Raw genomic sequence first — 15,587 nt, 5'->3', positions numbered from 1 at the left:
CTGGGGCCATGGCCCGCCGCGACCGGCGCCAAAGGCCGATCGCGCCCGATGACTATCCCTTCACGCCCCTGGGGAGCTTGCAGGAGAAATTGGCCGCCTCATCGGTCGAGCCTGAGCCCTTGTAGGTGGAGACCATCGGGTAGGCGCACAGCGGACGCGAACGCGCGACCTGGACCTTTGCGCCAAAGAACGCGGCCAACCCATTGGAGGGTTTGACCGCGATGATCTGTTGCGGCGCCTTGCCGCTGGAGATCCAGCGATCGATGTCGCCAATCTGGTCCAGAGTGTTGGGACCGGGGCCTTGGCCGCAATGGTTCATGCCGGGCGCCATGAACAGGCGAACATTGTCGTCGGCCGCGCGGCCCGTGCGCTTACGCATGGCGGCGTAATAGTCCAGCGTGGCTTGCGCCGGGATCGCGGCGTCTTCCCAACCGTGATAGATCAGCAGCTTGCCGCCGCGCTTGAGGAAAGGCCTCAGGTCGGGATCGAGCGCATCCAGGTCGGCGCCGACCTTGGCCTTCGCCTCGGCGTTGTCGCGATCCAGGTTGAAGCTCGCCAGCTCCCATTTCACGTCCTGCTTGACCAGGCCTCGGTAGAACTCCTTGGCCAGGTTCGAGCCCGTATAGGGCGGGGACATGAACCAGGGCCCCCAGCCCAAAGGACCGACAGACGAGGCGTTGTACTCGCTGCTGACCGGCAAACCGGGATAGATCAGCTTTCCGTCGCGGCCGCGCGTCCCCTGATAGACCGCTCGGGCGAACCCGACTTCCGGCGCGGTGAGGCACTTGCCCGGGTCCTGCCCCGGCTTGCACTGCAGTTGCGCCGGATCGAACTTGCAGGCGCTGGGATCTTCCAGCACCCCGTCGGCCACGCCGTCGAGCTTGTCGCATCTTTGCATGACCGCGTCGTGCAGCAGCGGGAGCTTGGCCAAAAGGCTCTGGGCGCCGGGGGTGGACGTGAACAGGTTCTGGTTGCGGGCGAAGGACGCCATCACGCCGGTGTAGTTGGCCGCCGGCGCGCCCACGACGATGCCGTCATAATCCTGAGGGAAGCGCTGGGCGAGCATCAAGGCGTCGCGGCCGCCGTTCGAGCAACCGTGGAAATAGGCCTTCTTAGCCGGCTGTCCGTAATAGGTCTCGATCGCGGCCTTGGCGGCCTGGACGCCAAGATGGTTGGCGTTGAAGCCGAAGTCTCTGATCCTGATCGGCGCGTTGATGGCCCAGGCCGCGTCGGGCGCGTCGTCATGGCCAGCGTCCGTCGCCACCCCGGCATAGCCCTGCTCCAGAGCCGAGCCCAGGGTCAGGCCCGCCGTCGCAAGGCCGCCCGAGAGGCCGCCGCCGCCGACGCCCCACAACTTGCCGTTCCAGTCGTTGGGCAGATAGACCTCCAACTTGATCGTCGAGCCTGGACCCGAGGAGGTTTTCGCCTTGATCTTGCAGTAGTCCGCCCGCGCCTTGGCCTCGCCGAACGGCGTCTTGAGGAGCGTGTCGCCCTTGGCGACCCGTTCGCCGCTCTCGACGACCGCGCCGCCCAGGGTCCGGCCTTTCAGCGCCGCGCAACGCTCGGCCGGCGCGGCCTTGTCGCTTGCGTCCTTCGATGCCGCCGCGGGGGCGATCGTCTGGGCGGCCAGCACCAGACCAGCGATCGTCGCCGCCCCGCCCAGCGCCAGCGCCCCAGGTTTGGCCCGGTATGGAGTCGAAGGCTTCAGGCGCACGGGTTTCCTCCCTAGATTATCAGGCGCTCATCGCATCAAGAGCACATCAAAACAAGTTAGCTTGTTTTTTGTGGACCGGAATTAATATTTCGCGCCGGGCGTCGCCTCAGGGCTCGGCGTGGCGCTCCTTGGCGGCCTTGAAAGCCGCCCCGTAGATGACCCCCAGGTTGCCGAAGGTCTTGGGGGTCTTGTCGGTCTCCACGGTGTGGATCGTCATCTGCTGGCCTTGAGCGATCATCCTGCGCATGAAGGCGTCCATCTCGTCGCGATAGTCGAACATCGCCCCGACCGACAGCAGGTGGTCGCCCTGGGGCAGATCGATGAACCAGCTGGAATAGCCTTGGGCGGCCAGCTGCTTTTGCGCATAGACCGGTCCGTATGCGGCGATGGCGACCTGCTGCTCATCATAGGTGACCAGCTGATCCTTGGCCCCGTGGATGAACTGGATGGGCGGGGGCGCGCTCTTCCACGTCAGGGGCGTCTTGGCCGGGAGCCAGAAGGCGCCCGCCATCGAGATCGCGCCGGCGTATCGGAAGCCTGGGGGCAGATGGGCGCGCGCCAGTTCGGTCTGGTTGACCTGATTGTAGGTGGCCACCAGCGAGTTGGTCGCGCCGGCGCTGCTTCCGGAGATCACGATCTGGGTAGGGTCGATGTTCCAGGCCTGCGCCTGACCGACCACGTAGCTGGTCGCGTCGAACAGATCCTCAACGCCCAGATCAATCGCCCTGAGGTACATGTCCAGGGCGTTGGCGGCGGTCATCTGCCCGCTCGCCTTGGCGGCCTTGATCCCCAGCCGGTAGTCGATCGAGACGACAACATAGCCGCGATCGGCGAAGTACTCGGCAAAGTCGGCGATGATCGCATCGTAGCGCTGGCCGCTCTCCCAGCCGCCGCCAAACGAGAAGATCAGAACCGGCCGTTTGCCCGAGGGGGCGGACCGGCTGACATAGCGGTCAAGGTAGAGCTTCTCCCCGCCCTTGGTCGCGTACTGGAAGGTCTGCCGGTCGATGGCGTGGCGCGCCGGGGTCTGGAGCGACGGCGCCGGGCTCGGCGAAGCCATCGGCCGCGTCGACGGCGCGGGGCCCTGCGAGGCGCAGGCGGACAAAGCCACGGTCAGGGCGGCCAGCGCGGCGAGCGGAAGTTTCATGATGGCTCCGACGATCAGAGGGGTCAGCGCGGCGGGGAGGATCGGCCCGCGGGTGAGCGGCTGGTTGGGGCGTCCGAGGGTCCCCATCGAGCCCCGGAATAAACAAACATTCCATCCTGGATGGTTCAAGTGTATTTATGGCGTTCGCCCTGTTCCTGTCCGTGTTGTCGAGGGCCAGGCGCATGGCGGCGCGGCCCTTGGCGGGGCCTGACGCGCGTCGCGCCGGCCGGACGAAGAGACGAAGCAGGGGTGTAAATTGAGGCTCTGCTTCAAAGCCTTGATCTGAGTGCATAATGGCTGCGAGAATCGCCCACTCAGATGTGGCGGGGGGCGACGACGAGGATGCAGGTGACGGAAAAACGACAACGTCGAACCCAGGCCGAGCGCAGCGCTACGACCCGCTCGGCTTTGTTGGAAGCTGCGGTCGAAAGCCTGTACGCCCGCGGCTATGGCGCGACGACCACCATCAATGTCGCCGAGGCCGCCGGGGTCAGCCGCGGCGCCATGCTGCACCAGTTTCCGTCCAAGGCCGACCTCATGGTCTTCGTGGTCGAGGAGGTCTTCGCCGAGGAGGTCGAGCTCTATCATGAACTTCTGGCGGGCATCGACGATCCGCGCGAGCGCCTGCTAGCCTACCCCGAGGCCGCCTGGAAGGTGTTGAGCCGCCCGGCCGGGGTGGCGGTCCAGGAGATCATGCAAGGGTCCCGTAGCGACCCTGAGCTGGCTCAGAAACTGGCGCCGATCATCGCGCGGATAGACGCCACCGCCCATAGCGAGCTGTCTCGCGAATTTCCGCGCGGCCCCTCGTCGGCCCTGCGGCAGCTGATCGTCGGGACCGTTCGCGGGCTGTCGGTGATGAACATCCTCAAACCGGGCGATGAAGGTGTTCTCGGGGCCATCCCCCTCTTGAAGCGGTTGCTGCGAGCCGGAATCGAAACCGGCGTCTTTGCTGACAAGGGCCGCGCCCCGCCGAGCCAGAAAAGCTCGGCGGCCGCCAAGCCCAAGACCAAGCCGACGGTCGCTCGATAGTCACGCCGAGGCGCCAGCGGTGACGCACCTGGCGCGCCGCCGGCGCCGCCGTCAGGCGATGATGGCCTGCTGCATGGCTTTCTCAAACGGCTGATAGGCGCCGTACGGCGGGTTGGCCATCTGGATCAGGAAGACCGCGACCAGATCGCGTTCGGGCTCCACCCAGCTCTCGGTGCCGTAGGCCCCGCCCCATCCATAGGCGCCCATGCTTCGGCCGTTGGACTTGGCGGGATCCTCGACGATGCGCACCGAAAGGCCAAAGCCGCTGTGGCCGGTGAGCGGTGGGAACCACTGCTTGAACAGCTTGCCGACATGGTCCTTGCGCATCAGCTCCACCGTCTGGGGCTTGAGCAGACGATGTCCATTCAGGCTGCCCCCATTGAGCAGCATCAGGTCAAAGAGCATGAAGTCACGCGCCGTGCTCCAGAGCCCCCCGCCCCCGGCGATATACGTATAGGGCCCAGGCCCAAGAATGTGTTGGGCGGGCTTCCAGGCGCCATCGACCCGGTCGAAGAGCGGAATGATCCGGCTCGACTTGGCTTTGGGCACATTGAAATAGGTGTCGACCATGCCCAGCGGTTCGAAGATCCGCTCGCGCATGAACCTGTCGGCCGGTTGACCCGAAACGATCTCGACGATCCGCAGCGCCGTGCCGTGCGCTTCAAGCGGCGAATAGAGGAACCGGCTTCCGGGCTGGAACTCCAGGGCCTGCGTCGCCAGCTTCGGGGTCCAGGTCGCCAGGGTGTCGCCTGGCGCGCGCTCGAGGTGGTTGACCAGCTTGGTGGGACCGGAGGCGAACCGGCCCACCGCCGGCAGGCCAGACGTATGGGTGAGCAGATCCTGAACGGTGATCTGACGGTTCGCCGGGACCAGATGGACCTGGGCGGCGTCCTTGGCGTCGGGCGGACCGACGGCGACTTTCATGTCCTTGAATTCCGGCATGAACCGGCTGATCGGATCCTCCAGCGCGAACTTGCCGGCGTCGACCATCATCAGGACGGCGACGGCCGTGACGTGCTTGGTCGACGACATCATGCGGAAGATCGAATCCTTGCGCATGGGAACGTTGTTGAGGGGATCGGCCAGGCCTTGGGCCTCATGCCAGACCAGCTTGTTGTGCCGGGCCACGGCGCTGACCGCGCCATTGATGACGCCCGCGTCGATCTGCTTTTGGATGGCCGCGCCGATCCCCGCCAAACCGGCGGCCGACATGCCCGCAGTCTTCGGGTCGCGGACCTTCCAGACAAACCGGTCCGCGGCTTCGGCGGCCTGGCTCGGCCAGCCCGCAAGGGCGCCCAGGACCGAGGCTGCGCCCATCGTCAGGAGGTGACGGCGGTCCAACCCGCCCTGCCCCGGCGCCCCTGGGGTCGCGATTTCGAATTTGCTCATGAGCTGGGGCCTCTTGCGAAATGGGACATTCAGCGCGGGCGGGCGGCGCGGCGCGCGCGTCGCCAATCAATCGCCCGCACCAGGCGGCGATGGGTGACCGCGTCGATGGGATAGAGCCAGATGGCCACGGCGCTCGCGGCGAACAACAGACCCGGGCCCAGGGCGTAGAGGACTACGATGCCGTGGAGGGTGCGCGGCGTCTGGACGGCGTTGGCGACATAGCCAAACTGTCCCAGCATCACCCCGATCATGCCGGTGCCGACGCCCAGGGCCACCTTCTGCGCGAAACTGATGAGCCCGAAGATCGCGCCTTCGGTGCGCACGCCTGTCTTCCACTCCCCGTACTCGACCGTATCGGGCAGCATGGACCAGAAAGTCAGGACGAACGCTGCGTTGCCCACGCCCGTCGTGGCCAGAAGCAGCCAGAGCACCGGTCCATCACGCGGGGACAGGATGAAAAAGCCCAGATAGGCGGCCACATTGAATCCCACGCCCCACAGCCAAGTCGAGCGCTTGCCCAGGCGACGCGAGAGCATCATCCAGAGCGGCAGCGCCAGCGCCGAAACGCCCAGGGTGGTGATCAGCCCAAGGGTGACCATCGCCTCCGCCCCGCCCCAGTATTTGAGGTAGTAGACCAGGGCCTTGCCGGACATGGTGTAGGCGGTCGAGCCCAGGATCGTGGCGGGCAAGAGCAGCAGGAAGGGCTTGTTGACCCACAACGCCGCGATCAGCTGGCGAAGATCGGGGTTGTCGTGCGGGTCTTCGGCCACGCTCTCTTCGGTCTGGAAGAAGCACAGGATGAGCACGGCCGCGGCGAGGGTGGAGTAGAGGATGCTGACGCCGAGGAAGCCGCCGCGCCCGCCGCCGAACGCCTTGACCAGCGGCAGGGTGAACGCCGCCATGGCCACCCCGCAGGTGATCGCAAACAGCATCCGCGCGCCGGCTAGCTTGCCGCGCGCATCGGTGTCGGAGGTCAGTCGGGCGGACAGGGCGACATATGGGATGTTCACGCTGGCGAAGACGGTGCGGTAGAGGATCTGGCTGGCCAGGGCGAAGGCGGCCAGGGCGACGCCCGAGAACTTCACCGGCAGGAACATCCCCACCACGCTCAGCGCCAAAGGCACGGCGCCAAACAGCAGGTATGGCCGATAGCGCCCCCATCGCGTGCGCGTCCGATTGGCGATCGCGCCGATGATCGGGTCGGCGACGCCGTCCCAGATCAGCGCCGCCATCATGATCAGGCCGGCGGTCGCGGCGCTGATGCCCAGGACATCGGTGTAGAAATAGAGCAGGAACAGCGACGAAAAGGCGAAGCTGAGATTGAACGCGAAATCGCCGGCCCCGTAGCTGACGATCCTACCAACGCTCAGCGGGGTCTGGCTGGGACGCGCCAGGGCCTTGGCCCGGTTCGTCGAACTCGACTGGTTGCTCACATTCCACCCTGTGTTTCTTCGGCGCGTTGCAGGACCCGCGCGTGGCGCGCATTGTCCAAGATCGTGCCGCTCAAGTATCGTTACAAGCAGTACACATTGTTTTGTTATTCGAGCCGGCGGGCTTGTGACCGCCGTGCGTGTCATGCTTGTGGTCGGGTTCAAGCCTGACCAAGACTGTTGCCGTATCCGATCACCACCGTGGCCAGCACCAGCAGGCCCACGCCTGCGAAGACCAAGGCCCGAACGCCCGGTCGCGCGTCCTTCCACTCGCGCAGAGCAAAGCCCCACACCGTGCCGAAGATGATGATGGAGGCCATGTGCAGGGTCCAGCTGGAGAAGCCCAGCCGGCCCATCTGGCTCTCGCCCATGGTGTAGAAGAAGAACTGGAAATACCAGGCCGTTCCGGCCAGGGCGCACAGCAGGTAGTTGACCAGCAGGGGCGAGCGCGTCAGGGCCGCGACTGCGGGCTTATCGGCGGTCTCAACCGCGCTGACCGCGCCCAGCCACTGGCGGGCGCTGCCGTTGCGCGCGATCAAATAACCGCACCAGACGCTGTTGGTGATCAGCCCTCCGAACATCACCAGGCAGAGGACCGGAAGCCCCGTCCACAGAGGACCGGTGCCGGCCGCCGCCGACAGCGCCTTGATCGGCTCGCCGGCGGCCAGGCCAAAGGCGAAACACGCCGACATGATCCCGGAAAAGACGGCCACGGCCACGCCCTTCCTGAACGAGAACTCGGCGATGACAGCCTTCTTGTCGATGTCCGACAGGGCCGCGTCCTTGCGCGCCCCGGCCAAGGCGACCACCGCGATGCCCGCCAGAGTGATGGCCAAGCCCAGCAGGACGATGCGGCCCGAGGCGCTGGCCAGCAATTTGTCGGCGAAGTCGCCCTGGACGATCGGGGGGATCAAGGTGCCAAACACCGTGCACAGGCCCAGCACGACGGCCATGCCCAGCGACAGGCCCAGATAGCGCATGGTCAGGCCGTAGGTGAGGCCGCCAAAGCCCCACAGAGCTCCAAACAGCACGCACAGACCTGCGGTTTGGCCCGGAACCTGGCCCAGAACCCCAAGCAGGTCGCGGGTCTGGACGGCGGCGAAGAACCAAGGGGCGATCAGCCAGGAAAAGACGCCGCCGGTGAGCCAGAAGATCTCCCAGGACCAACGGCGCACACCGCGATAGGGCACGTAGAAGCTGGCGGAGGCCAGTCCGCCCAACCAATGGAAAAGCACGCCCAGCAACGGGTTGGGGGTCATGTGAGGCTCCTGGGGTGCGATCGGTCGATCATGGGTTTCCTCCAGCCGGCTCTGGCGGCGGCTTGGCGTTTTTGCCGGATCACAGGCGGTAGATTCGCGCGGCGTTGTCGGCGAACAGGGCCTGGCGCTCGCCCATCGTGAGCCCGCGAGCGGCGTAGTCGAAGGCGGCCATATGCTGGCCAAAGGCCCCATGGACGCGATCGACCGGGAAATTGCTGGCGAACATCACCCGCTCGACCCCGAAATAGTCGAGCAGTTGGTGGACGCTCGTCTCGATGCTGGCGGCGGACCAGGCCGGATCCACGCCGCCCAGATTGGAGATCTTCACCGAGACGTTGGGCTGGGCCGCCAGGGCGTCCATGCCGGTGGCCCAGAGCGCCAGCCCGGCCTCGTCACGATCGGTCGGCATGCCCGCGTGATTGACGATTATGGGCGTGTGCGGATGGTCGGCGGCCAGTTTGGCGGCTCTGAACATCTGGGTCGGATAGAGCTGGAGGTCGAACGACAGTCCGTGGCGGGCCAACAAGCCAAAGCCTCGCCGCCAAGCCGGGTCCTGGAGCAGGTCGCGGGCGACATAGGTCTTCAGCGGATCCGGGTGCCAGTTGACGATCTGGCGCACGCCGCGAACGTTGCGGCGCGCGGCGTGCGCTTCCAGCAGCGGCTCGACGTCGGCGCGTTCCAAGCAGGCTCCCGCCACGATGCCATGCGGAAAGCCGCGACGATCGGCGATCGACTGCAGCCAGTCGGTCTCCGACAGCTGGTCCTTGGGCGGCAGGCCGCATTCGACGTGCACGGTCTGAACGACGTTCCAGCCGCGGGTCTCGGCCAGGTAATCGTCCAGGCCAAAGGACTTGAAGGCGATGCCGGAGGTGTCGCCGGCCGGGTTGTGCGGCAGGGGCCTATCCTGAAGCCAGGCGTAATAGTGCCGATCCAGGTCCCACAGGTGCATGTGGGGATCGACGATGGGTCCAGAATAGGCCATGGGCGCCCTCCCCCTAGAACGTGGTCCGGCCGCCGGAGGTGTCGAATGTCGCCGCGGTGGTGAAGCTGCACTCCTCCGACGCCATGAAGCAGACCATGGTCGCGTTCTCCTCGATCAGGCCAAAACGACCCATCGGGATCTTCGACAGCAGGTAGTCGATCTGGCTTTGCGGCATCTGGTCGAAGATCGGCGACTCAAAGGCCGCCGGGGTCAGGCAGTTGGCCATCACCCCCTTGCCCGCCAGCTCCTTGCCCAGCGATTTGGTGAAGCCGATCACCCCGGCCTTGCTCGCCGAATAGGCGCTGGCGTTGGGATTGCCTTCCTTGCCGGCCACCGAGGCGACGTTGACGATGCGGCCGTAACCGCCCTCGAGCATGAAGGGGACGATCTCGCGGCAGCAATAGAAAACGCCGTTGAGATTGATGTCGATGACCCGTTTCCAGCTGTCGATCGGGAACTGGTGCACGGGTGTGGTCGCGCCGGTGATGCCGGCCGAGGCCACCAGGATGTCGACGCCGCCGAGCACCGCGTTGGCGGCCGCCGCAGCGGCGGCCACTTGCAGCGGGTCGGACACGTCCAGGGCCACGCCCCGTTCGGCGCCCACCTCGGCGGCGGCCAAATCCAGCTGCGCCTGGTCCAGGTCCCAGAGCACGACCTTGCCGCCCTCGGCGACGATGCGGGCGGCCACGGCCTTGCCCAGGCCCGAGGCGCCGCCGGTGATCACGGCGCGGCGGCCGGCGAAGCGGCCTTCGTATCGGGGGCTCATTGGACGCCTTCCTTGGACCAGGCCACGACGATCTGGCGTTGCTCGCCCAGCTTCTCGATGCCCAGGCGGATTTCGTCGCCAGCCTTCAGATAGACGGGCTGCGGCTTCTGGCCCATGCCGACGCCGGGCGGCGTGCCGGTGGTGATGAGATCACCAGGCTCCAGCGTCATGAACTCGCTGATGTACGAGACCAGCTTGCTGATCGGGAAGATCATGGTCTTGGACGAGCCGTCCTGCTTGCGGTCGCCGTTGACGTCCAGCCACATGGAAAGGTTCTGCGGGTCGCCCACCTCGTCCGAGGTGACCACCCACGGGCCGACCGGACCGAAGGTGTCGCAGCCCTTGCCCTTGTCCCAGGTGCCGCCGCGCTCGATCTGGAAGGCGCGCTCGGAGACGTCGTTGATCAGCACGTAGCCGGCGACGTAGTCGAGGGCCTCGGCTTCGGTGACGTACGAGGCGCGTGAACCGATCACCACGCCCAACTCGACTTCCCAGTCGGTCTTTTCCGAACCGCGCGGGATCATCACCGGATCGTTCGGGCCGGTCAGGCAGCTGACGGCCTTGGTGAACAGCACCGGCTCGGCGGGGATCGGCAGGTTCGATTCGGCGGCGTGGTCGGCGAAGTTCAGCCCCACGGCGATGAACTTGGAAACGCCGTTGACCGGCACGCCGTAACGGGGCGAGCCCTCGACCAGCGGCAGGGTGGCCGGGTCGATGGCGGCCAGCGTCTTCAGGCTGGCGGGCGACAGCTCGGCGCCGGTGATGTCGGACACCACGCCCGACAGGTCGCGGATCTTGCCGTCGGCGTCGAGCAGTCCAGGCTTCTCGGCCCCCTTTGGGCCGTAGCGGAGCAGTTTCATGAGGAGAAATACCTTCGAGAGAACTAGCGGGCGTAAGGCCGGTGCAGACCGACCTCGCGATTGAGTTCGACGCCGAAGCCCGGCGCGTCGGAGAGCTTGAGCTTGCCGTTCACCGGAACGGGCTCGCCGATCAGCTGGGGCGAAAACATCGGCACCACCTCGTCGGCCTTGGGCGCCATCATCAGGAACTCGGCGAACGGGCTGTTATGGCGGGTGGTGACGAAGTGGTAGCTGTAGACGCTCGACCCGTGCGGGATGCACATGACGCCGCGGCTGTCGGCGAGGTTGGAGATCTTGACCAGCTCGGTCATGCCGCCGCACCAGCCCACGTCGGGCTGGATGATGTCGCAGCACTCCATCTCCAGCAGCATGCGGAAGCCCCAGCGGGTGGCCTCGTGCTCGCCGGTGGTGACCAGCATGCCCTTGGGGGCGTTCTTCTTCAGGTCGCGATAGCCCCAGTAGTCGTCGGGGCTCAGCGCTTCCTCGATCCACTTGAGGCCATACTCGTGGGCCTTGTGGGCCAGCTTGGTGGCGTAGTTCAGGTCCAGCGCCATCCAGCAGTCGAACATCAGCCAGAAGTCCTCGCCGGTGCGCTCGCGCATCGTGGCCAGTTCCTGGATGTTCTTGCGCAGACCTTCCTCGCCCTCGGCCGGGCCGTGGTGCAGGGGCATCTTGCCGCCGATGAAACCCATCTTCTGGGCCAGGTCGGGGCGCGCGCCGGTAGCGTAGAAGGTCAGCTCGTCGCGAACCTTGCCGCCCAGCAGGTGATAGACCGGCTCGCCGCGAAGCTTGCCCAGCAGGTCCCACAGCGCCAGATCGACGCCCGACAGGGCGTTCACGACCAGACCCTTGCGACCGTAATACTGGGTGGAGAAGTACATCTGATCCCAGATCTTCTCGATCTCGGCCGGATCACGCCCCTCGAGGAACCGCGCCAGGTGCTTTTCGACGATGTAGGCGGCCGGCTCGCCGCCGGTGGTCACCGCGAAGCCGATCGTGCCGTCGGCGGCCTCGATCTCGACGACCAGCGTGCCCAGCACGTTGATGCCGAACGACTGGCGGCTCTGGCGATATTCCGGGTAGCGCGACATCGGCGTGGCGATGTGATCGTCGATCCAGTGGCCGTCGCCTTGGTCATGATAGTCGGCGCCGCCGCCTCGGACGACGAAGGCGCGAACGTGCTTGATCTTCGGAAACGCCATCAAACCCTCATCGACGATCGCGCGGACTGCCAGAACCCGCTTACCCCGCGGCGCCGACGAGGCGGCCGCGCTGTTAAAGTCAGTATTGCTTGCTTGTATAATTTCCATTCTCTGGCTATGGCAACCACAGAATGGAAAATTCCTCAGCCCCCTTCGACGAGACGGAGAGCGAGGGCGCCAAGGGCGGCGCCAGTCGCACCCTTGTCCGCGGTTTGGACATTCTCAACGCTGTCAGTTGCGGCCACACGGAACTGGGCGCGCTGGCCGGCGCGCTTGGCTTGACCCGCACCACGACCTACCGGCTGGCCGCCACCTTGGTCGAACACCGCTACCTGACCTATGCGCCCCGCGTCGGCTATGGCCTGGGCCCGAAACTGCTGGAGCTGGGTTTTATCGCCAGCCGCCAGACCAGCGTCGGCAAGGCCGCGCGCGAGCATCTGGAGCTGCTTTCCAGCGGAAGCGGCGACACCGTTCATCTTGGCGTCCTGGACGAGGGCCGGGTTCTCTACCTGGACAAGATCCCAGGCGCTCGCCGTGTCGATATCAGCTCTCGCATCGGCGAGCGCCAGCCGTTGCGCTCGACCGGTCTGGGCAAGGCCCTGCTCCTGGACGAACCGGCGTCCCGCCTGCGTGAGATCTTCCAGGCCGAGGACGATGAGGGCCTTGCCTATCCTCAGGACGTTGACTGCTGGCTAGCGCGCATGGCGGCGTACCGGGACGCGGGCGTCGCCTTCGATCTGGAGGAAAATCCAGATCGCGTGCGATGCGTCGCCGCGCCGCTGCGGGGCGTCGATGGGAAAATCATCGCCGCGATCAGTCTGACCAGCGCCGCCCAGTACATGGACGAAGCGCGCATGGAGCGCCTGGCCGTCAGCGTTCGGGCGACCGCGCGGGCGATCAGCCACGACCTTGGCTGGCGCGCGCCCGACCCCGACGTTGCGGCGACAGCGTCCAGATCCGCTCAAACCCGGCGCCAGACCGCCGCGAAACCCTAGGAAAACGCGATGCTTCTGAAGGACAAGGTGGTGCTGGTGACCGGCGCCTCGCAGGGGATCGGCAAGGCCGCTGCGATCGGTTGCGCCCAGCACGGCGCGGACGTGGCGATCAACTACCATTCCGACGAAGCCGGCGCCGCGGACGCCGTCGCCCAGATCGAGGCCCTGGGCCGCCGCGCCATCGCTGTGAAGGGCGACGTGGCCCAGGTCGAGACCGCCGCCGCGTTCGTCGACGCCGCCGTCGAAGCCTTTGGCCGCGTCGACGTGTTCGTCAACAACGCCGGCATCTGCCCCTTCCACGCCTTCCTGGACATGCCGCCCGAGGTCATGGAGCGGACGATGAAGGTCAACCTGTTCGGCGCCTATTACATGGTGCAGGCGGCGGCCAACCAGATGGTCAAGCAGGGTGATGGCGGGGCGATCATCGCCGTCAGCTCGATCAGCGCCCTGGTCGGCGGCGGCATGCAGACCCACTACACCCCGACCAAGGCCGGCGTGCACAGCCTGATGCAGTCGACCGCCATCGCGCTGGGCAAGTACGGCATCCGCTGCAACTCGGTGCTGCCGGGCACCATCGAGACGGCGATCAACAAGGAAGACCTGGCCGACGTGGCCAAGCGCGAATACATGGCCGGCCGCATCCCGCTGGGCCGGCTGGGCGAGCCTGACGACCTGGCCGGCCCGATCGTGTTCCTGGCCTCGGACCTGGCCAGGTACGTCACCGGCGCGGCCCTGCTGGTTGACGGCGGCGCCTTCGTGAACCTGCAGTAGCCATGGCCGGGCCCGATCCGAGCGACCCCGCCAAGGGAGCCCAGACGCTCATGCGCGGGATCGACGTCCTCGACGTCGTCGGGCGTGATGGCCCGCTGTCCCTGAAGGCTCTCACCGAGCGGATCGGCCTGACACGAAGCACCACCCACCGCCTGGCGACGGCGCTGGTCGAACGCGGCTTTCTGCGGGTGGCCGCCGAGGGCTACGCCTTGGGCGCCAAGCTTTTGCGGCTGGAGGGCCTGGCGCGTGAGCGCTTCCCTCTGACCTCGGTGGCGCGCCCTTACCTGCAGCAGCTGGCGCGTCAGGAACAGGACCCGGTCAACCTCGCCATCCGCGAAGGGGGCTCGATCCGCTATGTCGATCAGGTTCGCGGGTCGCGTCGCATAGAAGTCCGTTCAGTGATCGGAGAAACGCGGCCGTTGGCCTCGACCGCCCTGGGCAAGGCCCTGATGCTGGACGGCGACGAGACCGACTGGCGAGCGACGCTCGCGGTGCTGGAGCCCGCGCCGGGCGGCGACGCGGCCGAGGCGTTCATCAAGCGGATGATCCAATATCAGCGCTTGGGCGCAGCGTTCGACATCGAAGAGAACGACGATCAGGTGCGCTGCGTGGCCTCCCCGATCCGTGACGCCAGCGGGGCGATCGTCGCCGCCGTAAGCCTGTCGAGCCTGCCGCAATATATGGACGACGCGCGCATGTCCGCCCTGGTCCAGCCGGTCTGGTCGACCGCCAGGGCGATCAGCTTGAACCTCGGTTACGCCGAATACTGAGCCGCCCTCTCCTTCTGCCTCCAACGAGTCCCGCCATGATCGTGTCCTCGACCACCGATTTTCGGGAGGCCGCGCGCCGCAAGTTGCCGCGCTTCCTCTTCGACTACATAGACGGCGGCGCCTATGCCGAACGCACCCTGGCCCGCAACGTCGACGATCTTGCCGATCTGGCCTTGCGCCAACGCGTGCTCAAGGACGTCTCGCGCGTTTCAACGACGGCCAGCCTCTTTGGGCAAGAGCTGTCCATGCCGGTGGTGCTGGCCCCCGTGGGCCTGACGGGCATGTACGCTCGGCGCGGTGAATGTCAGGCCGCGCGCGCCGCCAGCGCCAAGGGCGTGCCGCTGTGCCTGTCGACGGTGTCGGTCTGCGACGTCGATGAGGTGGCGGCCGCCTCGAGTCGCCCCCTGTGGTTCCAACTCTACGTCCTGCGCGACCGCGTCTTCATGCGTGACCTGTTGGCGCGGGCGGCCGCGGCGGGCGCCACCACCTTGGTCTTCACGGTCGATATGCCCGTGCCCGGCGCGCGCTATCGGGATGCTCACTCTGGGATGAGCGGCCCGCACGCCTCGCTCCGCCGCATCATGCAGGCCATGGGTCGGCCGCAATGGGCCTGGGACGTTGGTCTGATGGGCCGACCCCACACCTTGGGAAATGTCGCCCCCGTGCTGAAGGGCCATACGGGTCTTGAGGACTTCATGGGCTGGCTGGGCGCCAACTTCGACCCGTCGATCCAGTGGAAGGACCTGGAGTGGATCCGCGAGTGCTGGAAGGGTCCGCTGGTGATCAAGGGCGTGCTCGACCCCGAGGACGCCAAGGCCGCGGTCGATCTCGGCGCCGACGGGGTGGTGGTGTCCAATCATGGAGGCCGTCAGCTGGACGGCGTGCTGTCCACGGCGCGAGCCCTGCCGGCCATAGCCCAGGCCGTCGGCGACAAGCTGACCGTCCTGGCGGACGGCGGGGTGCGCTCGGGCCTGGACGTCGTGCGGATGCTGGCCTTGGGCGCCAAGGGCGTGATGCTTGGGCGGGCCGCCGCCTACGCCCTGGCCGCCAATGGACAGGCGGGCGTCAGCCAGCTCCTCGATCTCGTCGAGAAGGAAATGCGAGTGGCCATGGCCCTGACGGGCGTCAACGCCGTCTCGGAGATCGACGGCTCGATTCTGGCCAATGGGATTTCAGCAGGTTCGTAGATTTCGGTTGCTCCGCCGGGGACTCCCCCATAGTTGTATGCAGTCTTGACTGTTTATAGTGGCGGGCCGCGCTTGCGGGGAGACTG

At 66.6% G+C, this 15,587-nt stretch carries 14 protein-coding genes; 5 read left to right on the top strand and 9 right to left on the bottom strand.

Annotated features, from left to right (window positions below; genetic code table 11):
• Positions 1-52: 52 nt before the first annotated feature.
• Together V6S85_RS00595 and V6S85_RS00590 are read right to left on the bottom strand one after the other, a co-directional pair.
• Positions 53-1,714, bottom strand: a complete 1,662-nt coding sequence (locus V6S85_RS00595) for a tannase/feruloyl esterase family alpha/beta hydrolase (RefSeq protein WP_334347629.1) — start codon at positions 1,712-1,714, stop codon at positions 53-55.
• 106 nt (positions 1,715-1,820) lie between these two features.
• A complete protein-coding gene (locus V6S85_RS00590) occupies positions 1,821-2,861 on the bottom strand; it encodes an alpha/beta hydrolase (protein WP_334347628.1) in 1,041 nt (346 codons plus the stop codon).
• A 348-nt stretch (positions 2,862-3,209) separates the two neighbouring features.
• On the opposite strand from V6S85_RS00590, the gene V6S85_RS00585 reads away from it, so the two are divergent.
• Complete coding sequence (locus tag V6S85_RS00585) at positions 3,210-3,890, top strand: TetR/AcrR family transcriptional regulator (RefSeq protein ID WP_334347627.1); 681 nt, start codon at positions 3,210-3,212, stop codon at positions 3,888-3,890.
• A gap of 51 nt (positions 3,891-3,941) precedes the next feature.
• On the opposite strand, the gene V6S85_RS00580 is transcribed toward V6S85_RS00585, so the two are convergent.
• From V6S85_RS00580 to rhmD, 7 genes are all read right to left on the bottom strand, one after another.
• Positions 3,942-5,345: a serine hydrolase domain-containing protein gene (locus tag V6S85_RS00580; protein ID WP_334347626.1), complete on the bottom strand. Its 1,404-nt coding sequence runs from the start codon at positions 5,343-5,345 to the stop codon at positions 3,942-3,944.
• Positions 5,309-6,712, bottom strand: coding sequence for an MFS transporter (locus tag V6S85_RS00575; RefSeq protein ID WP_165828933.1), 1,404 nt, complete (start codon positions 6,710-6,712; stop codon positions 5,309-5,311). Before V6S85_RS00575 ends, V6S85_RS00580 begins: the two co-directional genes overlap by 37 nt.
• A gap of 158 nt (positions 6,713-6,870) precedes the next feature.
• The gene (rhaT, locus tag V6S85_RS00570) at positions 6,871-7,968 is read right to left on the bottom strand and encodes an L-rhamnose/proton symporter RhaT (RefSeq protein ID WP_334347625.1); all 1,098 of its coding nucleotides are present in this window, start codon (positions 7,966-7,968) and stop codon (positions 6,871-6,873) included.
• Positions 7,969-8,047: 79 nt separating this feature from the next.
• Positions 8,048-8,950, bottom strand: a complete 903-nt coding sequence (locus tag V6S85_RS00565) for an amidohydrolase family protein (RefSeq protein WP_334347624.1) — start codon at positions 8,948-8,950, stop codon at positions 8,048-8,050.
• A 13-nt stretch (positions 8,951-8,963) separates the two neighbouring features.
• Positions 8,964-9,716, bottom strand: a complete 753-nt coding sequence (locus tag V6S85_RS00560; protein WP_116568765.1) for an SDR family NAD(P)-dependent oxidoreductase — start codon at positions 9,714-9,716, stop codon at positions 8,964-8,966.
• Positions 9,713-10,576 (bottom strand): fumarylacetoacetate hydrolase family protein, encoded by an 864-nt coding sequence (locus tag V6S85_RS00555; protein ID WP_334347623.1) that lies wholly within the window; start codon positions 10,574-10,576, stop codon positions 9,713-9,715. The genes V6S85_RS00560 and V6S85_RS00555 overlap by 4 nt, the downstream gene beginning before the upstream one ends.
• 23 nt (positions 10,577-10,599) lie before the next feature.
• Positions 10,600-11,778 (bottom strand): L-rhamnonate dehydratase, encoded by a 1,179-nt coding sequence (gene rhmD / locus V6S85_RS00550; protein WP_334347622.1) that lies wholly within the window; start codon positions 11,776-11,778, stop codon positions 10,600-10,602.
• Positions 11,779-11,909: 131 nt separating this feature from the next.
• Here rhmD and V6S85_RS00545 point away from each other — a divergent pair, with 131 nt between their 5' ends.
• Genes V6S85_RS00545 through lldD form a run of 4 tightly spaced genes read left to right on the top strand, consistent with a single transcriptional unit; the run spans position 11,910 to position 15,501 of the window.
• Positions 11,910-12,773: an IclR family transcriptional regulator gene (locus tag V6S85_RS00545; protein ID WP_116568768.1), complete on the top strand. Its 864-nt coding sequence runs from the start codon at positions 11,910-11,912 to the stop codon at positions 12,771-12,773.
• A 9-nt stretch (positions 12,774-12,782) separates the two neighbouring features.
• Positions 12,783-13,544, top strand: a complete 762-nt coding sequence (locus tag V6S85_RS00540; RefSeq protein WP_334347621.1) for an SDR family NAD(P)-dependent oxidoreductase — start codon at positions 12,783-12,785, stop codon at positions 13,542-13,544.
• Between the two features lie 50 nt (positions 13,545-13,594).
• Positions 13,595-14,314 (top strand): IclR family transcriptional regulator, encoded by a 720-nt coding sequence (locus V6S85_RS00535; protein WP_334347620.1) that lies wholly within the window; start codon positions 13,595-13,597, stop codon positions 14,312-14,314.
• 35 nt (positions 14,315-14,349) lie between these two features.
• Entirely contained in the window at positions 14,350-15,501 is a 1,152-nt protein-coding gene (lldD, locus tag V6S85_RS00530) for an FMN-dependent L-lactate dehydrogenase LldD (RefSeq protein ID WP_116568771.1), read from the top strand.
• Positions 15,502-15,587 lie beyond the last annotated feature (86 nt).

The sequence above is a fragment of the Caulobacter sp. CCNWLW153 genome (assembly GCF_036889365.1).
GTDB classification, from domain to species: Bacteria; Pseudomonadota; Alphaproteobacteria; order Caulobacterales; family Caulobacteraceae; genus Caulobacter; species Caulobacter radicis.
This window is presented reverse-complemented; position numbering and strand designations above follow the sequence as displayed.